This is a genomic window from Nonomuraea africana (assembly GCF_014873535.1).
GTDB classification, from domain to species: Bacteria; Actinomycetota; Actinomycetes; order Streptosporangiales; family Streptosporangiaceae; genus Nonomuraea; species Nonomuraea africana.
The window spans coordinates 8,234,794-8,256,236 of record NZ_JADBEF010000001.1 but is presented as its reverse complement, the minus strand read 5'-3'; the positions used below and the strand labels follow the sequence as shown (position 1 = coordinate 8,256,236).

Annotated in this window: 24 protein-coding genes; 12 read left to right on the top strand and 12 right to left on the bottom strand. The window is 71.3% G+C overall.

Annotation, left to right across the window (positions count from 1 at the left end):
* Positions 1 to 154: 154 nt before the first annotated feature.
* A complete protein-coding gene (gene ligD, locus H4W81_RS39580) occupies positions 155 to 1,120 on the top strand; it encodes a non-homologous end-joining DNA ligase (RefSeq protein ID WP_225959009.1) in 966 nt (321 codons plus the stop codon).
* On the opposite strand, the gene H4W81_RS39575 is transcribed toward ligD, so the two are convergent.
* On the bottom strand, positions 1,108 to 1,449 hold the full coding sequence (locus H4W81_RS39575; protein ID WP_192779477.1) for a YciI family protein: 342 nt from the start codon (positions 1,447 to 1,449) through the stop codon (positions 1,108 to 1,110). The two genes, ligD and H4W81_RS39575, sit on opposite strands and share 13 nt — an antisense overlap.
* Before the next feature lie 272 nt (positions 1,450 to 1,721).
* Between H4W81_RS39575 and H4W81_RS39570 the strand changes: the two genes are divergently transcribed.
* The 3 genes from H4W81_RS39570 (at position 1,722) to H4W81_RS39560 (ending at position 5,629) form a co-directional block, all read left to right on the top strand.
* A complete protein-coding gene (locus H4W81_RS39570) occupies positions 1,722 to 3,953 on the top strand; it encodes an excinuclease ABC subunit UvrA (protein ID WP_192779476.1) in 2,232 nt (743 codons plus the stop codon).
* A 92-nt stretch (positions 3,954 to 4,045) separates the two neighbouring features.
* Positions 4,046 to 5,077, top strand: coding sequence for a sigma-70 family RNA polymerase sigma factor (locus H4W81_RS39565; RefSeq protein ID WP_192779475.1), 1,032 nt, complete (start codon positions 4,046 to 4,048; stop codon positions 5,075 to 5,077).
* Positions 5,078 to 5,116: 39 nt separating this feature from the next.
* Positions 5,117 to 5,629, top strand: a complete 513-nt coding sequence (locus H4W81_RS39560; protein ID WP_225959008.1) for a YybH family protein — start codon at positions 5,117 to 5,119, stop codon at positions 5,627 to 5,629.
* Between the two features lie 115 nt (positions 5,630 to 5,744).
* Here H4W81_RS39560 and H4W81_RS39555 read toward each other — a convergent pair whose 3' ends face one another.
* The 4 genes from H4W81_RS39555 to H4W81_RS39540 are packed head-to-tail and all read right to left on the bottom strand — an operon-like array spanning position 5,745 to position 9,233.
* Positions 5,745 to 6,944 (bottom strand): ABC transporter permease, encoded by a 1,200-nt coding sequence (locus H4W81_RS39555; protein ID WP_318782342.1) that lies wholly within the window; start codon positions 6,942 to 6,944, stop codon positions 5,745 to 5,747.
* On the bottom strand, positions 6,941 to 7,663 hold the full coding sequence (locus H4W81_RS39550) for an ABC transporter ATP-binding protein (RefSeq protein ID WP_192779474.1): 723 nt from the start codon (positions 7,661 to 7,663) through the stop codon (positions 6,941 to 6,943). Before H4W81_RS39550 ends, H4W81_RS39555 begins: the two co-directional genes overlap by 4 nt.
* Positions 7,660 to 8,715 carry a peptidoglycan-binding protein gene (locus H4W81_RS39545; protein WP_192779473.1) on the bottom strand — a complete coding sequence of 352 codons (1,056 nt, stop codon included), beginning with the start codon at positions 8,713 to 8,715 and terminating at the stop codon, positions 7,660 to 7,662. The genes H4W81_RS39550 and H4W81_RS39545 overlap by 4 nt, the downstream gene beginning before the upstream one ends.
* Positions 8,712 to 9,233, bottom strand: a complete 522-nt coding sequence (locus H4W81_RS39540; protein ID WP_192779472.1) for a hypothetical protein — start codon at positions 9,231 to 9,233, stop codon at positions 8,712 to 8,714. Before H4W81_RS39540 ends, H4W81_RS39545 begins: the two co-directional genes overlap by 4 nt.
* 156 nt (positions 9,234 to 9,389) lie before the next feature.
* On the opposite strand from H4W81_RS39540, the gene H4W81_RS39535 reads away from it, so the two are divergent.
* On the top strand, positions 9,390 to 10,046 hold the full coding sequence (locus H4W81_RS39535) for a response regulator transcription factor (protein WP_192779471.1): 657 nt from the start codon (positions 9,390 to 9,392) through the stop codon (positions 10,044 to 10,046).
* Entirely contained in the window at positions 10,043 to 11,305 is a 1,263-nt protein-coding gene (locus tag H4W81_RS39530) for a sensor histidine kinase (RefSeq protein ID WP_192779470.1), read from the top strand. The genes H4W81_RS39535 and H4W81_RS39530 overlap by 4 nt, the downstream gene beginning before the upstream one ends.
* 159 nt (positions 11,306 to 11,464) lie before the next feature.
* Here the strand turns inward: H4W81_RS39530 and H4W81_RS39525 are convergent, their stop codons facing one another.
* Both H4W81_RS39525 and H4W81_RS39520 read right to left on the bottom strand, forming a co-directional pair.
* Positions 11,465 to 12,085, bottom strand: coding sequence for a response regulator (locus H4W81_RS39525; RefSeq protein ID WP_192779469.1), 621 nt, complete (start codon positions 12,083 to 12,085; stop codon positions 11,465 to 11,467).
* Positions 12,082 to 13,116 carry a sensor histidine kinase gene (locus H4W81_RS39520; protein WP_192779468.1) on the bottom strand — a complete coding sequence of 345 codons (1,035 nt, stop codon included), beginning with the start codon at positions 13,114 to 13,116 and terminating at the stop codon, positions 12,082 to 12,084. The genes H4W81_RS39525 and H4W81_RS39520 overlap by 4 nt, the downstream gene beginning before the upstream one ends.
* Positions 13,117 to 13,232: 116 nt before the next feature.
* Here H4W81_RS39520 and H4W81_RS39515 point away from each other — a divergent pair, with 116 nt between their 5' ends.
* Both H4W81_RS39515 and H4W81_RS39510 read left to right on the top strand, forming a co-directional pair.
* A complete protein-coding gene (locus H4W81_RS39515) occupies positions 13,233 to 13,751 on the top strand; it encodes a GlcG/HbpS family heme-binding protein (RefSeq protein ID WP_192779467.1) in 519 nt (172 codons plus the stop codon).
* Positions 13,752 to 13,757: 6 nt separating this feature from the next.
* A complete protein-coding gene (locus H4W81_RS39510) occupies positions 13,758 to 14,489 on the top strand; it encodes an ankyrin repeat domain-containing protein (RefSeq protein ID WP_225959007.1) in 732 nt (243 codons plus the stop codon).
* On the opposite strand, the gene H4W81_RS39505 is transcribed toward H4W81_RS39510, so the two are convergent.
* A complete protein-coding gene (locus H4W81_RS39505) occupies positions 14,475 to 15,389 on the bottom strand; it encodes an asparaginase (protein ID WP_192779466.1) in 915 nt (304 codons plus the stop codon). The two genes, H4W81_RS39510 and H4W81_RS39505, sit on opposite strands and share 15 nt — an antisense overlap.
* An 83-nt stretch (positions 15,390 to 15,472) precedes the next feature.
* On the opposite strand from H4W81_RS39505, the gene dtd reads away from it, so the two are divergent.
* The 4 genes from dtd to H4W81_RS39485 all read left to right on the top strand — a co-directional run bounded on the left by dtd (position 15,473) and on the right by H4W81_RS39485 (position 18,294).
* Positions 15,473 to 15,898, top strand: a complete 426-nt coding sequence (gene dtd / locus H4W81_RS39500; RefSeq protein ID WP_192779465.1) for a D-aminoacyl-tRNA deacylase — start codon at positions 15,473 to 15,475, stop codon at positions 15,896 to 15,898.
* 79 nt (positions 15,899 to 15,977) lie between these two features.
* Positions 15,978 to 17,201 carry a sensor histidine kinase gene (locus H4W81_RS39495; RefSeq protein WP_192779464.1) on the top strand — a complete coding sequence of 408 codons (1,224 nt, stop codon included), beginning with the start codon at positions 15,978 to 15,980 and terminating at the stop codon, positions 17,199 to 17,201.
* On the top strand, positions 17,192 to 17,836 hold the full coding sequence (locus H4W81_RS39490) for a response regulator transcription factor (protein WP_192779463.1): 645 nt from the start codon (positions 17,192 to 17,194) through the stop codon (positions 17,834 to 17,836). Before H4W81_RS39495 ends, H4W81_RS39490 begins: the two co-directional genes overlap by 10 nt.
* 11 nt (positions 17,837 to 17,847) lie before the next feature.
* Entirely contained in the window at positions 17,848 to 18,294 is a 447-nt protein-coding gene (locus tag H4W81_RS39485) for a hypothetical protein (protein WP_192779462.1), read from the top strand.
* Between the two features lie 385 nt (positions 18,295 to 18,679).
* On the opposite strand, the gene ygfZ is transcribed toward H4W81_RS39485, so the two are convergent.
* The 4 genes from ygfZ to H4W81_RS39465 form a co-directional block, all read right to left on the bottom strand.
* Positions 18,680 to 19,618 (bottom strand): CAF17-like 4Fe-4S cluster assembly/insertion protein YgfZ, encoded by a 939-nt coding sequence (ygfZ, locus tag H4W81_RS39480; RefSeq protein ID WP_192779461.1) that lies wholly within the window; start codon positions 19,616 to 19,618, stop codon positions 18,680 to 18,682.
* 4 nt (positions 19,619 to 19,622) lie between these two features.
* Positions 19,623 to 20,042, bottom strand: a complete 420-nt coding sequence (locus H4W81_RS39475; protein WP_192779460.1) for a Fur family transcriptional regulator — start codon at positions 20,040 to 20,042, stop codon at positions 19,623 to 19,625.
* A 558-nt stretch (positions 20,043 to 20,600) separates the two neighbouring features.
* Complete coding sequence (locus H4W81_RS39470; RefSeq protein WP_192779459.1) at positions 20,601 to 20,897, bottom strand: DUF2470 domain-containing protein; 297 nt, start codon at positions 20,895 to 20,897, stop codon at positions 20,601 to 20,603.
* Positions 20,894 to 21,382, bottom strand: coding sequence for a heme-binding beta-barrel domain-containing protein (locus H4W81_RS39465; protein WP_192779458.1), 489 nt, complete (start codon positions 21,380 to 21,382; stop codon positions 20,894 to 20,896). The genes H4W81_RS39470 and H4W81_RS39465 overlap by 4 nt, the downstream gene beginning before the upstream one ends.
* Between the last annotated feature and the right edge of the window lie 61 nt (positions 21,383 to 21,443).

Here is a 21,443-nt window from a genome sequence, read left to right as displayed (position 1 = left end):
GTAGCGGTTGGCACTGACCCCCTGAGTGGGTACAGCTCTGACCAGGGGGAATGCGAATGTTGCGGAGTTTGTCGGCGGACTGCGGCCTGAGGGCCTATGCGGGTGCGTCCGGACGCGGTTTCATCGGCGGTATGCCCCCGCCGGAGGTGTCCTGATGGCGCTGCCCTCCTACGAGCCGATGCTCGCCAAGGCGGGGTCGCTGCCGGCCAGGGGCGAGTGGTCCTACGAGATGAAGTGGGACGGGGTCAGGGCGCTGGCCTACATCGAGGACAAGGCGGTCAGGCTCGTCTCGCGCAACGGCAAGGACATCACCGTCGCCTACACCGAGCTGCGCATGCTGGGCGGCGCGGTGGGCGGGCACGACCTCGTGCTCGACGGGGAGATCGTCGCCTTCGACGAGGCGGGCAGGCCGTCCTTCGGCGCGCTGCAGCCGCGGATGCACCAGCGCAACCCCGCCAGGATCGCAGAGCTCGTCCGGTCGGTGCCCGTGACGTTCATGCTCTTCGACCTGCTGCACATCAACGCGGCCAGCGCGGTCGGCCTGCCGTACACCGACAGGAGGCGGTTGCTGGAGGAGACGGTCACGCCGGGCGCGCGCTGGCAGGTGCCCGTGTGGTTCCACGGCTCCGGCGAGGACGCGGTGGCCGCGAGCAAGTCGCTCGGTCTCGAAGGCGTGGTGGCCAAGCGGTTGGAGTCGCCCTACCGGCCGGGACAGCGCTCCGCCGACTGGACGAAGGTGAAGAACTTCACCATGCAGCAGGTCATCATCTGCGGCTGGAAGCCGGGCCAGGGACGGCGGTCGGGGATGATCGGGTCGCTGCTGCTCGGGGTGCACGACGCGAGCGGACGGCTGGTCTTCGCCGGGCACGTGGGCACCGGGTTCACCGAGCGCATGCTGGCCGACCTCGGCGACCGGCTGCGCCCGCTGGAACGGCCCGACCCGCCGATGGCGGGTGTGCCGCGCGAGCACGCCCGTGACGCGCGCTGGGTGCAGCCCGTGCTGGTCGGAGAGGTCCGCTACGCCGAGTGGACGCCCGACGGAAGTCTGAGGCATCCGTCGTGGCGCGGGCTGAGGGAGGACAAGGGGCCGGGCGAGGTGCGGATCGATCAGGCCTCGTGAAGGATCGGCCAGACCTCCACCTGGTCGGCGGGCAGTTCGGCGGCGAGCTCAAGGGCCCGCTCCTCGCTGTCGACGTCAAGGAGGTACCAGCTGGCCAGGTACTCCTTCGACTCCAGGTAGGGGCCGTCCGTGACGACGGGCGCGCCGGTCACGGTCCTGACCGTCTTCGCCTGGGCGGCGTCGGCCACGCCGTACGCGCCGAGCAACTCACCGCTCTCCTTGTGCTTGGTGGTGAAGGCGTCGAAGGCGGCGATCGTGGTCTGCCACTCCTCGGCGGGGATCGACTCCCAGAGCTCCTTGTTGCCATAAATAATCATCATGTACTTCATGTCGCCCACGATACTGAGGGCCGTGGACGGCTTCGCTGAACTCGAGCCGAGGCCGGGGCCGAGCGCGGCGTGCTGTCCTATGACACGCCCATCGCCGAGGTGCGGCCCGAGTTCGGCGCGACCATGACCGCCCGCGCGGGGGCCAGAATGGACGACGCGCTGATGGACGAAGTGGACGGGATTAGGCTGTCTCTTCCGAACGGCTGTGCGAGATGGCCCTGTTCGGCATGGTCGACCTCCTCGGCACGATCGTCTTCTCCGAATAGGTGGAAATGGACAGCATCCGGATCGTCGGCGCCCGCGAGCACAACCTCAAGGACGTCTCCCTCACCATCCCGAAGAACCAGATCACGGTGTTCACCGGCGTGTCAGGCTCGGGCAAGTCGTCCATCGTCTTCGACACCATCGCGGTGGAGGCGCAGCGGCAGCTCAACAGCACCTACTCCTGGTTCATCCGCAACCAGATGCCCAAGTACGAGCGGCCGCACGTCGACGTGATCGAGAACCTGACGACGCCGGTGATCGTCGATCAGAAGCCGATCGGCGGCAACGCCCGCTCCACGGTCGGCACGATCACCGACATCTACGGCATGATTCGCGCCCTGTTCGCCAGGGAGGGCGGCAGGCACGTCTCCGCCTACTCCTTCAACGCGCCCCAGGGCATGTGCACCACCTGCGACGGGCTCGGCCGGACCGTCCGCGCCGACGTCTCGCTCATGCTCGACCTGTCCAAGTCTCTGGACGAGGGCGCCATCCTGCTGCCGGGTTACAAGGTCGGCGGCACCGAGTGGCAGATGTACGGCAAGCACCCCGCGCTCGACCCCTCCCTCAGGCTCTCCGACTACTCGCAGGAGCAGATGGAGACCCTGCTGCACGGCAGCGGTGTCAAGATCGAGCTGACCATGAAGAACGGCACCTTCAGCGTCGAGTACGAGGGCCTGGTGGACCGCTTCACCAGGCGCGGCGTCACCCGTGACCTCAGCGCGCACAGCGAGAAGACCCGCGAGCAGGTGCAGCGCTTCCTCACCGAGGGCATCTGCCCCGACTGCGGCGGCGACCGCCTCAACCCCGAGGCGCTGGCGACGAAGATCGACGGCAGGTCCATCGCCGACTGGACCCGCATGCAGGTCACCGACCTGATCGAGGTGCTCGGCCCGGTCGAGGGCGCCGCCGCGGCGGGCGCCCGCGAGGCCCTGCAGCGAGTGGCCGACATCGGCCTCGGCTACCTCTCGCTCGACCGCGCCACCACCTCGCTGTCCGGCGGCGAGGGCCAGCGGCTGAAGATGGTCAGGCACCTGAGCTCCGCGCTCACCGGCCTGACCTACATCTTCGACGAGCCCAGCGTCGGCCTGCACCCCCGCGACGTCGGCCGCCTGAACAACCTGCTGAAGGCGCTGCGTGACAAGGGCAACACCGTCCTGGTCGTCGAGCACGACCCCGACGTGATCGCCATCGCCGACCACATCGTGGACGTGGGCCCCCGCGCGGGCGTTCACGGCGGTTCGATCGTCTACACCGGCTCGCTCGACGGGCTGCGGTCCGCCGACACCCTCACGGGCCGCGGCCTGCGCCGTTCCACCGAGGTCAAGCAGGCCGTACGGCAGGCCACCGGGTGGCTCCCGCTCAGCGACGCGTCCCTGCACAACCTGAAGAAGGTCTCGGTGGACCTGCCCACCGGCGTGCTGACCGCGATCACCGGGGTGGCGGGGTCGGGCAAGAGCTCGCTCATCTCCGGCGAGTTCATGACCGCCTACCCGTCCTCGATCTTCGTCGACCAGTCGGCGATCGCGGCCTCGTCCCGCTCCACCCCGGCCACCTTCCTCGACCTGATGGACCCCATCCGCAAGCTCTTCGCCAAGGCCAACGGCGTCGCCCCCGGGCTGTTCAGCTTCAACTCCACGGGCGCCTGCGAGGAGTGCCAGGGGCGCGGAGTGATCATCACCGAGGTCGCCTACATGGACCCGGTGACCACCCACTGCGAGAGCTGCGAGGGCCGCAGGTTCAAGGAGTCCGTGCTCGCCCACACCCTGCGCGGCAAGTCGATCGCGGACGTCCTCGAGCTCCCCGCGGACGAGGCCGTCTCGTTCTTCACCGAGCCCGCCCTCCTCTCGAAGCTGCGCTCCCTGATCGACGTCGGCCTCGACTACCTGACGCTCGGTCAGCCCCTGAGCAGCCTTTCCGGCGGCGAGCGGCAGCGGCTGAAGCTGGCGCTGCAGCTCCACCGCACGGGCAGCGTGTACGTCCTGGACGAGCCGACGACCGGACTGCACATGTCCGACGTCGACACGCTCCTGGCGCTGCTGGACCGGCTGGTCGACGCGGGCAACACGGTCATCGTGATCGAGCACAACCTCGACGTGATCCAGCACGCGGACTGGATCGTGGACCTCGGTCCCGAGGGCGGCAAGAACGGCGGTGAGATCGTCTTCACGGGCACCCCCGCCGAGCTGCTGGCCTCGACCGGCTCGCTCACCGGCGAGCACCTGCGCACCTACCGCGCCTGACGCCCTCGCCCCCGGCAGCGGCCCACGGTGCCGGGGGCGGCGATGGGTAGGTGCACAGGGCGAGTCCGAGGGGAGGGAGGACAGGGGCCGACATGGACGAGTCCACCGCGGGCGAGCTGTTGAGCGCGGCCCGCGCCGGTGACGACGACGCCTTCGGCCGTCTGGTCGGGCCGTTGCGCGACGAGTTGCGCGCGCACTGCTACCGGATGCTCGGCTCCGTCCATGACGCGGAGGACGCCGTACAGGACACCCTGGATCGGGCCTGGCGCCACCTGGCCCGGTTCGAGGACAGGGGCTCGATCCGGCCGTGGCTGTACACGATCGCGACGAACAGGTCGCTGACGCTCATCGAGCGGCGGGGGCGGCGCGAGCTGCCCACCGACCTGAGCCCGGAAGGCGCGCCGCTGGCCGAGGCGTCCTGGCTGGAGCCGTACCCTGACCGGCTGATGGGCTGGACGGCGGAGCTGAGCCCGGAGGCCCGCGTCGTGGCACGGGAGAGCGTGGAGCTCGCCTTCGTCGCCGCCCTGCAGCACCTGTCGGCCCTGCAGCGCGCCGTCCTGCTCCTGCGCGACGTCCTCGGCTTCGCCGCCCGCGAGGTCGCCGACCTGCTGGAGACCACCGTCGCGGCGGTCAACAGCGCGCTCCAACGGGCCAGGAAGACCCTCGCCGAGCTGCTCCCCGAGACCACCCAGCAGCAGACGCTCAAAACGCTCGGCGAGGCGGCGCAGCGGGAGCTGGCCCAGCGGTACATGACCGCATGGGAGGCCGGGGACGTCGACTCCATCGTCGCGATGCTGACGGAGGACGCGAAGTACTCGATGCCGCCGCTGACCGCCTGGTACGAGCGCCCCGACGGCATCCGCCGCTTCCTGGTCGAGGGGCCGTTGAAGGAGCGCTGGCGCTTCCTGCCGGCGCGGGCGAACGGGCAGCTCGCGTTCGGCACGTACATGTGGGACGAGCACCGGGCCCGCTATGTCCCGGCGGGGCTGGACCTGCTCGTCCTGCGCGGCACGAAGGTCGCCGAGGTGGTCTCGTTCCTGGACGCCGACTTCCCCGCGTTCGGCCTGCCGGCGGAGCTGACTTCGGCGAGCCGCGATGACTTTCCGGATCCGCGCGGGTTGTAGTCCTGAGGGAAACATCGACCCGGAAGGACTGAGCTACCGATGCGTAGTGACGACGAGCAGATCCGCACCCTGATCGAGCGCTGGGCCGAGGCGGTCCACCGCGGTGACCTGGACGGGGTTCTCGCGGACCACGCCAAGGACATCGTGATGTTCGACGTGCCGCCACCCTACGAGGGCGTCCGCGGCCTCGACGCCTATCGCCAGACGTGGCCGCCCTTCTTCCAGTGGCAGGAACAAGGCGCCTCGTTCGAGATCGAGTCGCTGGACGTCACCGCGGGTGACGACGTCGCCTTCGCCCACGCCCTGCTGCGGTGCGGCACCCAGGAGGAGTTCGCCGACAACCCGGAGAACCGGCTCCGGCTGACCCTCGGCCTGCGCAAGGAGAACGGCCGATGGGTCGTCGCCCACGAGCACCACTCGTTCCCGATCACCGACCAGGCCCCGGCCGCCGACGCCGACCAGGCCCCAGCCACCGGCACTGGCCAGGCTCCGGCCCCGGCCCCGGCCCCGACCGGGACGACGCCGCCGCCGAGCAGACCGGCCCGTCCGTGAGAACGCTCGGCCTCGTGCGGGGCGGGCACGAGGGCAGCTGACCGCGGCGCGAGCAGCCGGTTCCAGGCGGGGGGTCAGGGCGGCGAGGCCGGGCTGGGCCTGACCCCCGGCGCCGCTACGGGATGGCCAGGGCGACCGTCGGCGACAGGCGGGCGGCGCGCATGGCGGGGTAGATCCCGGCGACGGTGCCGATGACGAGCGCGGCCAGGATCGCCCCGCCGATCGCCCAGGGCGGCACGACGGGCGGCCAGCCCTGCGACAGCGCGTAGCCCGAGGCGGCCAGCGTGCCCGTGACCGATCCGGTGACCCCGCCCAGCGTGGACAGCAGCAACGACTCCGACAGGAACTGGACGCGCACCTGACCCCGCGTGGCCCCCAGGGAGCGACGCAGGCCGATCTCCCCTCGCCGCTCCAGCACGGAGATCACCATCGTGTTCGCCACACCGACCCCGCCGACCAGCAGCGCGACCGTGCCGAGACCGAGCAGCAGGTTCGTGAAGGCGCCCGCGGCGGCGGCCCTGGCGGCCAGCGCGTCGGAGGGCCTGCTGACGTCGACCTCGTTCGGCCGTTCCGGGTTGACCGTGCGCGGAAGCATCTCCCGCACGGCCGCCACCGCCTCCTCCGCCGAACGCTCGTAGATCGTCGTGGGGTGCCCGTCGAAGGACAGGAGCCGCTCGGCGACGGGGAAGCCGACGAGGGCCGAGCGTTCGATCTCCGGGGCCAGCGGCATCGGCCGCAGGACACCGATGACGGTGAACCAGCGCCCGCCCATCCACACCCGCACGCCGGTCCTGGTGACGCCCAGCCGCTCGGCGGCCACGGAGCCGAGCACGACGGCGGGTTGCCGTTCGGTGGCGGCGTTCAGCCAGGTTCCCTGCGAGACCCCGCCCTCCAGCGTGGTCAGCAGCTCGGTGGTCGTGGCCCGGACCGCGATGCCGCCGGTCACCGCCTCGGGGATGTGGTCGGTGCGTCGCACGGTGGTGTCGACGGCCCCGGTGGCCGAGGCCGTCCGGACCGCGCCGATGCGCTTGACCATGCCCAGCGCCGTGGTGGGCAGCTTGGCCTCCTTCCCGAAGACGGTCTGGCCGGGCGAGACGGTGAGCAGGTTGGTGCCGAGCCGGTCGAGCTGGCGCAGCAGCTGCTCGCGGGAGGAGGACGAGATGCCGATCACAGCGATCATGGTGGCGATGCCGATGGCGATCCCGAGCGCGGAGAGGATCACCCGGGCCGGGCGGGTCCTGAGCCCGGCCGCGCCGACCCGCAGCACGTCCGAGGGGCTGAGCCGGGAAGGCTTCAGGCGGCGGTCGCGTGTCACGTGCGTGCTCCCTTCGTGATCTCCGCGGGACGGCCGGCGCCGTCGCCCCTGTCGGAGACGATCCGGCCGTCGCGGACCCTGACCTGGCGGGGGCACCAGGCGGCGATCTCCGGGTCGTGCGTGATGATCGCGATCGTGGTGCCCCCTGCGTGCAGGTCGCGCAGCACCCGCAGCACCTCGGCCCCCGCCGTGGAGTCGAGGTTGCCGGTGGGCTCGTCGGCCAGCAGCAGCGGCGGATCACCGGCCACGGCGCGGGCCACCGCCACGCGCTGCTGCTCGCCTCCCGACAGCTGGTTGGGCCGGTGTCCCAGCCGGTGGCCGAGGCCGACCCGCTCGAGCGTGGCCGCCGCCCGCTCGCGCCTGACCCGCGGGGAGAGGCCGGTGTACAGCAGGCCGTCGGCCACGTTGTCCAGCGCGCTCACCCCGCGTGCCAGGTGGAACTGCTGGAAGACGAAGCCCAGCGTACGGCCGCGCAACGCCGACAGCTCGCGGTCGGACAGGTCGGCGATGTCGTACCCGGCGATGCGCACGGTGCCGGTGGAGGGCAGGTCCAGGGTGCCGATCAGGTGGAGCATCGTCGACTTGCCGGAACCCGACGGGCCGACGATGGCCAGCAGCTCGCCGCTCGCCACCGTCAGGTCCACCCCGCGCAGCGCCTGCACGTGGCCGTTGTAGACCTTGGTCACGTCGCGCAGCTCCACGACGGAGGGCGGGCTCATGCGGCGGGCACCCCGACCTTCATGCCTTCGCGGAGCCCGGCGCCGCTGATCTCCACCAGGCCGCCGCCGAACCCGCCGGTCCGCACCGTCACGAGGCGGGTGGCGGCGCCCTCGACGACCTCGACGCCGTACCCGCCCTCACGCAGCGCCAGCAGCGCCTCCACCGGTACGGCCAGCACGTTCCTGCGCCGTTCGCTCTCCATCTCCACCTCGACGGGCGCCTGGTCGAGCTTGGTCCTCGGGGACTCGTCCAGGGTGATGTCGACGTCGATGGTGGTGGCGCCGTCCTGTCCTGGCGCGGACTCGCTGCTCCTGGCCACCGCGCCCACCGAGGTGATCCGCCCGGTGGCGCGTTCGCCGCCGGGCAGTTCCACGGTGACCTTGGCGCCCTTCCTGGCCAGCGCCTGGTCGCCGGTGCCGAGATCCACGTGCACCAGGCGCCGGACGCCGCTGACCGTCAGGACCCGCTGGCCCGGCCTCGTCTTCACGCCGAGCGCCACCCGGGCGGCGGTGACGCGCGCCGCGGCGGGCAGGAAGACCACCTGGGCGGCGTCCACCTTGCCGGTGGCCGGCAGCCCCTGGTCGTCCTGCCACTGCTTGACCGCCAGGTGGGTGGCGTAGCTGAAGTGCTCGTCCACGGTCAGCCCGTCGCCGTGGCCGAGTGCCTGGAGGTTGCGTTCCAGCTGCTCGATGTCCGGGCCGTCCGAGATGCCCTGCCGCAGCTCCCGGTAGAGGGGCAGCTTGCCGTACATGAGGACGACGGGTCTGCGGTCCACTTTGAGGAGCGGGTGGCCGCGGCGGATCACCGCGCCCTCGGCGGCCACCCACGTGACCGTGCCCGAGACGTCGGGGTTCACGTCGCGCTCGCCGGAGTAGGTGAGCGAGCCGTCGACGGTCTTGGTGTCCACCAGATCCTGCCGGGTGATCGTCGCGGTCGGGGTGGGCGGTCTGCCGGGCGTCGCCGTGCTGGTCTCGCCACGGCCGAGCAGCGCCACCGCCGTGCAGGCGGCGGCCACTGTGAGCAGGCCCACGCCGATGAGTCCCTTCCTCATGACCGCTTCAGCGGGCCGGGCGCGAACTCGTTGCACGCCTCCTCGATTTTCTTGATCTTCTGCTCCGAGGTTCCCTGGGGCCACGAGAGCTCGACTCGTCCGTCGGGGCTCGGGTCGGGCATGTCAGCGCCGTTCTCGCGCATGCACTGAACCCACTTGAGCGTCTCGTCCAGCTTCTTCTGGTCGGGTTTCGTCTTGCCCGGGTCGCCGACCGCGGCCCGCAGGAACTGCTGGCACGCCTTCTGGGCCTTCTCGCTCTTCTGCTCCTCCCCCTTGCGGGTCTCGATCCTGATCCCGCCGCCCGGCTCCGGGTCGGGCATGTCGACGCCGTGCTCGCGCATGCACTGGGCGAACTTCAGCTCCGCCTCCCTCGGGTCAGTGGGAGCCGCGGACGAGGAGGCGGGTGCGGCCGTGCCGCCGTTCGCGCCGGCCACGCCGCCGCCCTCGGCGGGCGCCCCGCACGCGGTCAGCGCCAGTGCCATGGGCAGGGCCACCGCCCAGGTTCCCCGGTTTCGCATGCGCATTGTGTCGTCTCCTCCTGGTGTGGCCGGAAAGCTTCAGGGGGCCATGCAACGGCAGGGGTCGTTTCCCCTGCGTTTCCACCCGACGGCTAACGGTGAGGAAACGCGGCCTCCGCGACCATGGCCTGAGCGGCCCCTGGAAGGAGGCGACGGATGCGCGTGCTGGTGGTGGAGGACGAGGCGATGCTCGCCGACGCGATCGCGGAGTGGCTGCGGGAGGAGGCCCATGCCGTCGACGTCGCCTACGACGGCGCGTCCGCGCTGGAACGCGCCGCCGTCAACGACTACGACGTGGTCGTCCTGGACCGGGACCTGCCCGCCGTCCACGGCGACGACGTCTGCCGCGAGCTGGTCGAGGCGGGGTCGGCGGCGCGGGTGCTGATGCTCACCGCCGCCGCCGAGGTCACCGATCGCGTCAGCGGTCTCTGTCTCGGCGCCGACGACTATCTCACCAAGCCCTTCGCCTTCCTCGAGCTCGCCGCCCGCGTCCATGCCTTGGGGCGCCGCTCGCGCCCGGCGGCCCCGCCGGTGCTGCGCCGCGCGGGCATCACCCTGGACCCGGCGCGGCGCGAGGTGTTCCGCGACCACCGCTACGTGCCGCTGGCGAAGAAGGAGTTCGCCGTCCTGGCCGAGCTGCTGCGCGCCGACGGCGCGGCGGTCTCCGCCGAGCAGCTGCTGGAGAAGGTGTGGGACGAGCACACGGACCCGTTCACCGGGGCCGTCCGGCTCACCGTGCTCAAACTGCGCCGCAAGCTCGGCGACCCGCCCGTGGTCGAGACCGTCATCGGAGTGGGGTACCGCATCCCGTGAAGCCGCGTGGACCGCTGCCCCGCCGCGTCACCCTGCGCGCCCGGCTCACCCTGATCTACAGCGGCCTCTTCCTGGCCGCCGGGGTGGTGCTCCTCGGCGTCACGTACGCGCTGTTCACCCAGCAGCTCAACGGCTCCGGCCCCAAGGTCGACAGCCAGATCGTGCCGTCCGCCGCCCCGACCGGCGGGCCGCTGCACCAGGACATGTCCGTGGTGACCGAGGCCGGCGACCGGCTCACCGGCGCCACCGCCGAGAAGTGGCTGAAGGACCAGCAGGACACGCTGCGCGACGCCGCCGCCACCTCCCTCATCGCCCAGGGCGGGATCGCGCTCCTCGTCGTCGGCGGCGCCGCCGCGGGCGCCGGCTGGCTGGTCGCCGGGCGGGTGCTGGCCCCGCTGCACCGGGTCACCGAAACCGCCCGCCGCATCGCCGCCGCCCCCGCCGCCGACCGCGGCCTGCACGAGCGCATCGCCCTGGACGGTCCCGACGACGAGGTCAAGGACCTCGCCGACACCTTCGACACCATGGTGGAACGGCTCGACCGCTCCTTCGACGGGCAGCGCCTCTTCGTCGCCAACGCCTCGCACGAGCTGCGTACCCCGCTGACCCTGGGCCGCGCCCTGGTCGAGCTGGCCATGCACCGCAGGACGGCCTCGGAGGAGGTCAAGCAGCTCGGCGAGAACCTGCTGGAGATCAACTCCCGCCACGAGCGGCTCATCTCCGGGCTGCTGCTGCTCGCCCGCTCCGAGCACGAGATCACCGACAGGTCGCCGGTGGATCTCGCGGACGTGGTGGGCCACGTGGTCGTCCAGACCGAGCCGCAGGCGCGGGCGGCGGGGGTGACCGTGCGGGAGACGGCCGGCCCGGCGCCCACCACCGGCAACGGGCTGCTGCTGGAACGGCTGGTGCACAACCTGGTGGAGAACGGCATCAGGCACAACACCGGCGACGGCGCCGCCTGGGTGCGAGTGACCACCCGGACCGTGGCCGGCGACAGGGTGGAGCTCGAGGTGAGTAACACCGGGCCGGCCGTGCCACCGTACGAGATCTCGTCCCTGTTCGAACCGTTCCGCCGCCTCGGCGGCGACCGCCTCGTCACCGCCAAGGGCGCGGGCCTCGGCCTGTCCATCGTCCGCTCCATCGCGCACGCTCACGGCGGCGAGGTCACCGCCCGTCCTCGCGAGGGCGGCGGGATGACGGTGACGGTCACCCTGCCGCTGTGCCCTGAAGGCGGAGCGGCGGAGGCGGCCATGACGTGACCAGCCATGGGGGCCACCGGACAAATCGGTGGCCCGCACGGCGATCGGGGTGCGAGCCTGGCACCGTGGTTGACACCCTTTTCTCCGAAGACGAGCTCGCCGAGGCAGGGGCCGGCTCCGCAGCGAACGCCCCGTCAGCGCGGTGACTCGTCGCCTGGATCACCGGCGGATCAGGCCGCGCTCGACCGCCACGGTGACGGCGGCGGTGCGGGTGTCGACGCCGAGCTTGCCGTACACGTGGACCAGATGGGTCTTGACGGTCGCCTCGGTGATGAACAGCGACCTGGCGATCTCCTTGTTGCCCGCGCCCTTCGCCAGGAGCCCCAGGATCTCGATCTCCCTGGCGGTCATCGCCGGCCAGGGGTCGCGCATGCGGCGCATCATCCGCGTCGCCACCTTGGGCGACAGGACGGTCTCTCCCCTGGCGGCCGCCTTGATCGCGTGGAAGAGCTCCTCGGGCGGGCAGGCCTTGAGCACGTAGCCCGTGGCGCCCGCGTCGATGGCCCTGACGATGTCGGCGTCCGTCTCGTAGGTGGTCAGGACGAGCACCTGCGGGGCGTGCGGAAGGGCGCGGACCAGCCGGGTGGTCTCCACACCGTCGGGCCCCTCGCCGAGTTGCAGATCCATGAGCACCACGTCGGGCTCGCGCAGGGCGATGCCGCGCACCGCGTCCTGTGAGGTGGCCGCCTCGCCGACGATCTCCATGTCGGGCTCGCCACCGACCAGGGCGGCGATGCCTGCCCTGACGACGGGATGGTCGTCCACCAGGAAGAGCTTCATAGTGGGATCCTCGCAGCCACGGCCGTGCCCTCGCCCGGCACGCTCTCGACCACCAGCGTGCCACCCACCTCGGCCAGCCTGTCACGCATGCCGCGCAGGCCGTACCCCCGGCCGGGCCCGGGCGCGGCCTGGTCGAAGCCGACGCCGTCGTCGAACACGTCCAGCGTCACCTCGCCCTCCAGGTACGACAGGGTGACGACCACCCGGCTGGCGTGGGCGTGCTCGCGCGCGTTGGCGAGCGCCCCCTGCGCCACCCTCAGCAGGACGGCCTGCGTCCTGTCGTCGAGGGGGTACTCGGCCCCCTCCTGGCGGAAGTCGTCACAGAGCGCTTTGAGCGCGTCGGGCAGCGACCGTTCGGCGAGGTCGGCGGGGCCGAGGTCCCTGACGAACCGGCGGGCCTCCTCCAGGTTCTCGCCCGTCGCGGTCATCGCCTGCCGCAGGTAGGAGCGGGCGAGGGCGGGGTCGCCTTCCCATGCCCGGTCAGCGGCCTGCAGCAGAATGCGCTGGCTGGTCAGGCCCTGGGCCAAGGTGTCGTGGATCTCGCGGCTGAGCCGTTCGCGCTCCTCCAGGATGCCCGCGCGGCGCAGCTCCCAGAAGATCACCACGGTCATGGCCGCGACCGCGACGGGGGCGAGGATCTGGCTCGGGTCGAACCTGTCGGCCAGGTTGATCTGGGCGACGATCACCGCGACCGTCAGGACGGTCGCCGCCACAATCGTCAGCGGTGGCGAGAGCAGGCGCAGGCAGACGAAGAAGAGCGGGATCGCGCACCACGAGAACGACGGCGCCAGCTCGACCAGCACCAGCCAGAGCAGGAGCACCGCCACGAGCCACGCCAGCCGTCCGCGCTGGCCGAGCGGGCGCCAGAACACCACTCCGACGCCGTAGACCAGACCGACGACGCCCGCGAGGCCGACGTTGACCGCGCTCTCGGCGTTGAGGCCGTGCCTGACCAGCAGCCGCGAGGCGGAGGCGACGAGCAGGAGAAAGAAGCCCACGTGCATGGCGCGGTTCAGCCAGACGCGTTCCATCCGCTCCTCCTCTCCGCATCAACCAATCGGTTGACGTTCGGCTCAACCGATTTCTTCCCCCTGGTTCGACCGGTCGTGCGATGGCCGGAGCCGTCCGCGACGGCAGGGTGGAAGGCATGAACCTCACGAGCATCCGCATCCGCACCGCCGCCGCCACTCTCGCCGCGCTCGCCGTGGTCGGTGGCGTCACCGTCTCACAGACTCCGGCCATGGCCGACCCCGGCGCCCCCGCGGTCGTCCAGACGAACGTGCTGTCGGCCGACGCCGCCCTGAAGATCGCCGACGCTGTGCAGAAGGAGGCGGCCAAGCAGAAGCAGCGCGTGACCGTCGCGATCGTGGACCGCTCGGGCGCGACCAGGCTGATCCTCAAGGGGGACGGCGCGGGCCCGCAGACGGAGGAGTCCGCCCGGCGCAAGGCGTTCACCGCCGTGTCGTTCGGCCAGCCGACCAGCGCGCTGTCGAAGAACCAGGCGCTGGCCGCGATCCCCGGCACGCTGCTGCTGGCCGGTGGCATTCCGGTCGCCTCCGGTGGCAGCCCGATCGCGGGCATCGGGGTCGGCGGCGCGCCCTCGGGCGACATCGACGAGGCGCTCGCCCAGGCCGGTCTCAAGGCCGTGCAGGGCCAGCTCGGCTGATCCGCGATGTCCGGCCGCAGATTCCCGACGCGCAGGACCGTGCTGGTCGCCGCGCTCGCCGCCGCGCTCCCCTTCGCGGCGGCGGCCTGCGCGGGTCCGGCCGGTCCCGAGGGCGGGTCACCATCCACGCGACCGGGCATGAAAGGATCGATTGTGCTCAACAGCCAACTGCTCACAGCCGCCGCCGCGGGCGACACCGCCGCGGTGAGGGAGGCCGTCACCGAGGGCGCCGACCTGGAGGCGCGTGACAGCCAGCAACGCACCGCCCTGCTGCTGGCGAGCGCGGCGGACCACGTCGAGGTCGCGGAGATCCTGGTCGCCGCGGGCGCCGATCCCAACGCCCTCGACGCCCAGCACGACACCCCGTGGCTGGTCACCGGCGTGACGGGCAGTGTGGCCATGATGCGCGCGCTGCTGCCCGCGAGGCCCGATCTGACGATCACCAACCGCTACGGCGGCGTCTCGCTGATCCCGGCCTGTGAGCGCGGGCACGTCGACTACGTCCGCGAGGTGCTCAAGACCGGCATCGACGTCAACCACGTCAACAACCTGGGATGGACCGGGCTGCTGGAGGCGGTCATCCTGGGCGACGGCAGCGCGCCGTACCAGGAGATCGTCCGGCTGCTGCTGGCCGCGGGCGCCGACCCCGACCTGGCCGACTCCGACGGCGTGACCGCGTTGCGGCACGCCGAGCAGAGGGGCCAGCGGGAGATCGCCGAGATCCTACGACGCGCCTAGCCGTACCTCGCCGACCGGGCGCCCGCCGCCCAGCAGCGAACCGGTCGCCAGCTCGGCGAGCTCGGGAGCGTCCAGTCCGAGCGCCCGCAGCGCGGCCACGGTCACGGGGACGCGCGCGCGGGAGGAGCCGTCCTCGATCTTGACGGTGCCCGCCCTGCCGTCGGAGTAGGCGAAGGCGTCGAACGCCTCGGCCCCCGCCTTCACCATCAGCCCCGGGATGGCCCGCATCAGCCTGGCCTCGGGGCGGGTGGTGCCGGACGTCCACTCGGGGTGGGTGGTCATGGCCTCGTAGACACGCCGCTCGGGCGAGCCCGGCGCTCCCAGGGGGAAGGCGCGGAAGGCCCGCGTCACCCCGACCATCGAGACGAAGAACAGCGGGGCTCCGCAGCCGTCGATCCCGGTGGCGGCCACGCGCTCGCCGGTCAGCTCCTCCACGGTCTCCCTGAGCGCCCGTTGCAGCGGATGAGCCGGGTCCAGGTAGGTCTCCAGCGGCCAGCCGTTGATCACGCAGGTGGCGAGCATGGCCGAGTGCTTGCCGGAGCAGTTCATGAAGATCCGCGCCTTGCTGGTCACGGTCCTGTCGTCGGGATAGTCCTCGGGACACAGCAGCGCGCTCTCGTCGAGCCCGGCGCCCGCGAGGATCTTCCTGGCGCCGTCCACGTGGAACGGCTCGCCCGAGTGAGAGGCGCACGCCAGCGCGAGCAGCTCCCCGTCCAGGTCCAGCCCGTTGCGCAGCATGCCGAGCGCCTGCAGCGGCTTCATCGAGGAGCGCGGCGAGGCCAGCGCGTCCACGGCGCCGTGCATCAGCACGGGCTTCCCGTCCGCCGACACCGTCAGCATCCTCGCCCGGTGCGTGGACTCCACGAACCCGGAACGGACAACCTCCACAACAAGCGACATTTACCCTCCCTTTCGCCCCGAGTGTATTACCGCCCTACCGGGGCGTTCTGCCGGGAAGACCGGGTGCGCCACAATGGGGTCCCATGCGAGCAGTCGTTCAGCGGGTGAGCCACGCCTCCGTCGTCGTCGAGGGCCGAACCGTCGGCGCGATCGACCAGCCGGGCCTGATGGTCCTGGTCGGCGTCACGCACAGCGACACCCCCGCGGAGGCCCGCAAGCTGGCCGCGAAGCTGTGGGGGCTGCGCATTCTCGACGGCGAGAAGTCCTGCTCCGACATCGGCGCTCCCCTGCTGGTGATCAGCCAGTTCACGTTGTACGGCGACACGCGCAAGGGCCGCCGTCCCACCTGGCAGGCCGCGGCTCCCGGCCCGGTCGCCGAGCCGCTCGTGCAGGCCGTCATCGACGAGCTGCGGGCACTCGGCGCGCACGTCGAGACCGGCAGCTTCGGCGCCGAGATGAAGGTCTCGCTGCTGAACGACGGCCCGATCACGCTCGTCATCGATCTCTGACCTGGTAGGGCCAGCCTCACCTTTTTCCGGGATGATCGGCCCATTTCCCCACCCCTTCCCCGCTCTCTACCGTGGACGCATGACCATCTGGCAGCGGATCCGCGCCCACTGGGGAACGGCGACCTGGCTCCGCACGCTCCACGTGGCGACCGGCCTGCTCACCGGCCTGCTCTCAGGGGCGGTGATCGTGGCCCTGGTGGCCGCGTCGGTGCTGCTGGTCTGGACCGTGGCCGTCCCCGTGATCGCGGTCGCTCTGCTGTTCTGGACGCTGCCGCTCTTCACCGCCCTGCAGCGCTCCCGCTTCACCGCCCATCTCAACGTCCACATCCCCCCTCTGCCGCGCAGGGATTTCTCCCCGCACCCGCTCAAGTGGCTGGTCCCGCAGGCCAGAGCCCTGAGCACGTGGCGGCAGCTCGCCTACCACCTGCTGTGCCCGCTGCTCAACGGCCTGGGCTCCGTCGCCCTGCTGGTGACGTGGGGCGGCACCCTCGCCATGATCTTCCTGTCGGTACGTGCCTTCGACATCTCGCCCCGCCCTTGGCTCGGCATGTTGTTCGCGCTGATCGGCGTGGGACTCTTCCTCGCCGCGCCGCTGGTGGCGCGGGCGTTCACCTGGGTGGACGTCATCGCGGGCAAGGCCCTGCTCGGCCCGGCCCTCAGCGACGAGCTCGCCCAGCGGGTGGAGACGCTGCAGGAGAGCCGCGCCGAGGTCATCGACGCGGCGGACGCCGAGCGGCGGCGCATCGAGCGTGACCTCCACGACGGCACCCAGCAGCGCCTGGTCTGGCTCGCCATGAACCTCGGCATGGCTCGCGCCACCCTCACCGACCTGCCCGAACCCGCCCGCCAGGTGATCGCCCAGGCGCACGAGGAGTCCAAGCAGGCGCTCAAGGAGCTGCGCGACCTCGTCCGCGGGCTGCACCCCGCGGTCCTCACCGACGAGGGCCTGGACGCGGCCCTGTCCGGCCTCGCCGCCCGCGCCCCCTTTCCCGTACGGCTCAGCGTCGACGTCAGGCAGCGGGCCTCGGCCACGATCGAGGCGGTGGCGTTCTTCGTGGTCTCCGAGGCGCTCACCAACATCGCCAAGCACGCCGAGGCCACCGAGGCGACGATCACGGTCGTGCGCAGGGGCGACCGGTTGCGGCTCGCCGTACGAGATGACGGACGAGGAGGGGCCGCGCCCGAGCGCGGCACCGGTCTGCGCGGCCTCGCGCAGCGGGTCGGTTCGGTGGACGGCGAGCTGCGCATCGACAGCCCATCGGGCGGACCGACGACGATCGAAGTGGAGCTTCCATGCGAGTAGTGCTGGCCGAGGACTCCGTCCTGCTGAGAGAGGGCCTGACCTGGGTGCTCGGCTCGGCGGGCATGGAGGTCGTGGCCGCCGTGGGCGACGCCGAGGAGCTGCTGCGCGCGGTCGGCGAGCACCAGCCCGACCTGGTCGTCACCGACGTGCGCATGCCGCCCTCGCACCGGGACGAGGGACTGCGCGCCGCGCTGGTGCTGCGCAGGCAGCGCCCCGGGCTGCCGATCGTGGTGCTCTCCCAGTACGTCGAGGAGCGCTACGCCAGCCAGTTGCTGTCCACCGAGACCACCGGGGTCGGCTACCTGCTCAAGGACAGGGTGGCCGACGTCGCCGAGTTCGTGGAGGCGCTGCGCAGGGTGGCGGCGGGCGGCACCGCCCTCGACCCCGAGGTGGTCGCCCAGCTGCTGCTGCGCCGCCGGAGCGACCCGCTCGACCAGCTCACCCGCAGGGAGCACGAGGTGCTCGCCCTCATCGCCGAGGGCCGCTCGAACGGGGCCATCGCCGAGGCCCTGGTCGTGTCCGAGGGCGCGGTCGGCAAGCACATCAACAACATCTTCGCCAAGCTCGGACTGTCCGGCGCCGACGACAAGGACCATCGCAGGGTGCTGGCCGTCCTGCGCTTCCTGAAGGTCTGAGAGGAGCACGCATGCGCAGGGCCTGGCTCCTCGTGGGCGGAGTGTTCAGCCTGGTGTCGGTCGTCGGACTGGGATCGGCGTTCGGTTTCGGCATGGACCTGCCCGAGGACTCCGCCGACACCGCCCTCATCTCGTCCCGCTCGACCGAGACCACGGTGTCCGTCTACCGGATCGCGACCACCGAGCTGTTCGTCGACATGAAGGGCGAGGTGGACGTCAAGGTGGTCCCTGTCGCCGGGGGTGCGGGGCGGCTCACGATCGAGCGACGGCTCACGTGGAGCGACGGCGGACGCAACCACTCCGAGTCGTGGAACGGCAAGTGGCTCCGGGCGGAGGTCAGCTGCGCGGCGACGAACTGCGGCGGGCTCTACACGCTGACGGTGCCGGAGGGCGTCACGGTACATCTGGTCACCCGTCCCAGAACGCTCATCTGCCCCGCGCGGACATGTCTGGAGTAGATGCGACCAACCTTCCGGGCCGCTGACCTGTTTCTGCGCGGGTCTGCGCGACTCGTCTCCTTATCCTGTACGGCAAGCCACCTGGGCGCCTCCGTCGCAGCGTGGTTCCGTCCGCTGAAGGCGGCCACCCAGCAGGACTCCGGCTGACCGCCGCAACGGCGCCCGTGAAACCGGCGCCACGCCTCAGCGACACCCGGGGTCCGTAACGGCGGCCGGCCACGCGCTCCCGGTGAGGCGTATCCCTGGACAGACGCCGGCCCCGCACCTCGGGTGGCGCTGGGGTGGCTTGCCGTACGGGAACCTCTGGGTGACGCACGGGAGCGGCCTCCCCCGCAGAAACCCCGGGTGACACAGGAGAGCGGCTCCCCCTGAAGGGAGCTCGGGGTTAGCGGATTCTGCGGCGGAGGGCGGGGTCGATGGCGACGTTGCGGCCGGCGTCTGGGGGCACGATGACCTCCTGGGACGCCGCCACCCCGCCCGCCAGCAGCGGTGCGTCGACCGGCACCGTGCGCTTGACGAGCCCCAGCGCGATCGGGCCCAGCTCGTGGTGGCGGGCGGCGGAGCCGACGAAGCCCACCTCCTGCCCGTCGAGCAGCACCGGCGCCCCGTGGACGGGCAGCGTGTCGACGCTGCCGTCGAGGTGGAGGAAGACCAGCCGCCTCGGCGGGTGGCCCAGGTTGTGGACCCTGGCCACGGTCTCCTGCCCGCGATAGCAGCCCTTGGTCAGGTGGACGGCCGCGCCGATCCAGCCCACCTCGTGCGGGATCGTCTTGTGGTCGGTGTCGAGGCCGAGCCTCGGCCGGTGCCCCTCGATGCGCAGCGCCTCGTAGGCCCACAGCCCCGCCAGCGGCTTGCCCAGGTGGGTGTCGAGCTCGGCGCGCGGCACGAGGAAGTCCTCCGACGCGCCCGACAACACCGCGAGGTCGTCGGCCGCCGAGACCTCGACCCGCAGCATGAACCGCATCCTGTCGAGGTAGTCGATCAGCGACGCCGCGGTGCCCGGCTCGACATGGGCCAGGACGGCCGCGCCGTCGTCGACGAGCGTGAGGTGGTGCTCGACGCGCCCCTGCAGGTCGAGGATGAGGGTCTGGGTCCACTCACCGGGCTGCAGGGTGTCGAGCTTCTGCGAGGTGAGGTCGTTGAGCCATTTCAGCCGGTCGGCTCCGGCGATCCTGACGATCTCGCGGTTGCTGCGGTCGACGACCGCTTCGCCCTTCACCAGCGCGCGCTGTTCGGCGAAGAGGTCGCCGTAGTGGGCGGCGACGTCGGCGTCGGGGGCGTCGGCCGCGACGGCGCCAGGAAGATCGAGCAGAGGGCTACGCATGCCGTCAGGCTACCCGGCAGCCCCGACAGCGGCCGAAGACGGTCAGGTGACGGACGTCGGCGACGAAGCCCAACTCCTCCTCCAGCCCCTTCACCAGCCCGTCGGCCATCTCGGGACGTACCTCGCTGACCTCCCCGCACCCCCTGCACACCAGGTGGACGTGGTCGGCCTCGGCGGCCAAGTGGTAGGTGGGCGCGACGTGGTTGAGGTGCGTGTGGGTGACCATGCCGAGCTCTTCGAGCAGCTCGAGCGTGCGGTAGACGGTGGAGATGTTGACCCCGCGGGCGGTCTGCTGGACTTTGGCGCAGATCTCCTCGGGCGTGCCGTGCCCGAGCGCCTTGACCGCTTCGAGGACCAGCTGCCGTTGCGGAGTCACGCGGTAGCCCTTGGCGCGGAGCTCCTCGTGCCATGCGGTCTCGGTCATGTCCTGAGTCTACGGCCGACGAATAATCGCTTGCCCGTTACGGATGGGGCCGCATAGCTTTGAAACACGCGGAAAGGAGGTGGTCCGAACAATGGTGATTCATAGTTGGGCTAGCGAGGTGGCTGTCCGCTAGCGGCGGAACCATCCGGACCAGGTCTGGAGGTCTCACGCCGCAGAGGCGAAATTTGAGGCAGCCACCGGGGCTCCGAGCAGCTGGAGGACGGGGTCCATCCCCGTCTGTGGTCCATCCAGCCCGCCTGACGACAGGCGGAGCACGCTCGGGGCCCTTCCCATTTCCCGGGCCTTTCCGGTGGCCGTATACCAGGCTTGGTCCACTGCCGGAAGCCTGTGTTCCCGCGGCCCAATCGCCCCCTCAGGCCGAAGCCCACGCAGCTCGAAGCTCCGCCGAGCCCCCATTCGGCCGCAGCCTCGCAGAGCAGGAGTGCCCAATGGCCGAAGTCCACTCAGGGCCGATGCACTCGCAGGTTGAAGTCCCGCAGAGCCCGGGCTTTCGCGAGCTGGGGTTCTGCGGCTCTTCAGGGTGTCCGGTGGCAGGTGTCAGTGTTCGCCGCGCGCGGGGACGCCGAGTCTGGCGCAGGCCTCGTTGTAGAGGCGGACCACCGCCTGCCGTACCTGGGGACGTTCGGTCAGCGTCTCGCCCCACGGCACGCGCACCCGCTCCCCGCCGTCGATCGTGAACTCGATGGCCTCGGCGTCCACGTCGCTCGTCGTCGCGGTCGTCGCCTCGGGACGTCCGCCCAGGCCGCGCACGATCAGCAGGCCGTCCGCGGCGTGGTCGTCGTTCATGTGCCGCCTGATCGCCTCGACCACGTCGGGGGTGAAGGGAGTGCTCATGCGACCTTCTTCAGCTCGGCGGACATGTGCGAGGTCAGCGCGACACCCTCGGCGGCCATGTCGTAGGCCCACATGAGGTTGCCGTTGACCAGGCCGTAGAGGCGGTGTCCCGCGGTGTACTCCTTCGCGCTGGCGGTGCGCGCCACCACGTCGGTGCGAAGCTCGATCTTGTGGAACACCACCTCGCCGACGTAGATCTCGACGATGCCGGTGGGGTGCGTCAGGAGCACCTCGAGCTGGCGGTCGGGCTGCTGACGCCAGTAGCCGGTCTCGGTGGCCAGGGGACGCACCCGGTCACCGGCGTCGTCCAGCAGCCAGGTGCGACTGGTGTAGGTCAGGAACGGCTTGCCGTTGTGACCGAACTCGATCTCCTGACCGAAGTTGAAGCTCTCGATCGTCGGATAGCCGCCCACGCCCGCACCCTCCCACCTGCCGAGCAGCCAGGCGATCGGCTCGAGGTCGGGATGCACTTCAGGTTCTTCCATGTCACACAAGCGTAGGGCGTCCGAGGGGGTTGAGCGATGGGGAGCGCATCCATCCGAGATC

Excerpts from the sequence above, each read along its gene's own strand:
- ligD (WP_225959009.1), top strand. The coding sequence starts at position 155 with ATGGCGCTGCCCTCCTACGAGCCGATGCTCGCCAAGGCGGGGTCGCTG.
- H4W81_RS39575 (WP_192779477.1), bottom strand. The coding sequence starts at position 1,449 with ATGAAGTACATGATGATTATTTATGGCAACAAGGAGCTCTGGGAGTCG.
- H4W81_RS39570 (WP_192779476.1), top strand. The coding sequence starts at position 1,722 with ATGGACAGCATCCGGATCGTCGGCGCCCGCGAGCACAACCTCAAGGAC.
- H4W81_RS39565 (WP_192779475.1), top strand. The coding sequence starts at position 4,046 with ATGGACGAGTCCACCGCGGGCGAGCTGTTGAGCGCGGCCCGCGCCGGT.
- H4W81_RS39560 (WP_225959008.1), top strand. The coding sequence starts at position 5,117 with ATGCGTAGTGACGACGAGCAGATCCGCACCCTGATCGAGCGCTGGGCC.
- H4W81_RS39550 (WP_192779474.1), bottom strand. The coding sequence starts at position 7,663 with ATGAGCCCGCCCTCCGTCGTGGAGCTGCGCGACGTGACCAAGGTCTAC.
- H4W81_RS39545 (WP_192779473.1), bottom strand. The coding sequence starts at position 8,715 with ATGAGGAAGGGACTCATCGGCGTGGGCCTGCTCACAGTGGCCGCCGCC.
- H4W81_RS39540 (WP_192779472.1), bottom strand. The coding sequence starts at position 9,233 with ATGCGAAACCGGGGAACCTGGGCGGTGGCCCTGCCCATGGCACTGGCG.
- H4W81_RS39535 (WP_192779471.1), top strand. The coding sequence starts at position 9,390 with ATGCGCGTGCTGGTGGTGGAGGACGAGGCGATGCTCGCCGACGCGATC.
- H4W81_RS39525 (WP_192779469.1), bottom strand. The coding sequence starts at position 12,085 with ATGAAGCTCTTCCTGGTGGACGACCATCCCGTCGTCAGGGCAGGCATC.
- H4W81_RS39520 (WP_192779468.1), bottom strand. The coding sequence starts at position 13,116 with ATGGAACGCGTCTGGCTGAACCGCGCCATGCACGTGGGCTTCTTTCTC.
- H4W81_RS39515 (WP_192779467.1), top strand. The coding sequence starts at position 13,233 with ATGAACCTCACGAGCATCCGCATCCGCACCGCCGCCGCCACTCTCGCC.
- H4W81_RS39510 (WP_225959007.1), top strand. The coding sequence starts at position 13,758 with ATGTCCGGCCGCAGATTCCCGACGCGCAGGACCGTGCTGGTCGCCGCG.
- H4W81_RS39505 (WP_192779466.1), bottom strand. The coding sequence starts at position 15,389 with ATGTCGCTTGTTGTGGAGGTTGTCCGTTCCGGGTTCGTGGAGTCCACG.
- dtd (WP_192779465.1), top strand. The coding sequence starts at position 15,473 with ATGCGAGCAGTCGTTCAGCGGGTGAGCCACGCCTCCGTCGTCGTCGAG.
- H4W81_RS39495 (WP_192779464.1), top strand. The coding sequence starts at position 15,978 with ATGACCATCTGGCAGCGGATCCGCGCCCACTGGGGAACGGCGACCTGG.
- H4W81_RS39490 (WP_192779463.1), top strand. The coding sequence starts at position 17,192 with ATGCGAGTAGTGCTGGCCGAGGACTCCGTCCTGCTGAGAGAGGGCCTG.
- H4W81_RS39485 (WP_192779462.1), top strand. The coding sequence starts at position 17,848 with ATGCGCAGGGCCTGGCTCCTCGTGGGCGGAGTGTTCAGCCTGGTGTCG.
- ygfZ (WP_192779461.1), bottom strand. The coding sequence starts at position 19,618 with ATGCGTAGCCCTCTGCTCGATCTTCCTGGCGCCGTCGCGGCCGACGCC.
- H4W81_RS39475 (WP_192779460.1), bottom strand. The coding sequence starts at position 20,042 with ATGACCGAGACCGCATGGCACGAGGAGCTCCGCGCCAAGGGCTACCGC.
- H4W81_RS39470 (WP_192779459.1), bottom strand. The coding sequence starts at position 20,897 with ATGAGCACTCCCTTCACCCCCGACGTGGTCGAGGCGATCAGGCGGCAC.
- H4W81_RS39465 (WP_192779458.1), bottom strand. The coding sequence starts at position 21,382 with ATGGAAGAACCTGAAGTGCATCCCGACCTCGAGCCGATCGCCTGGCTG.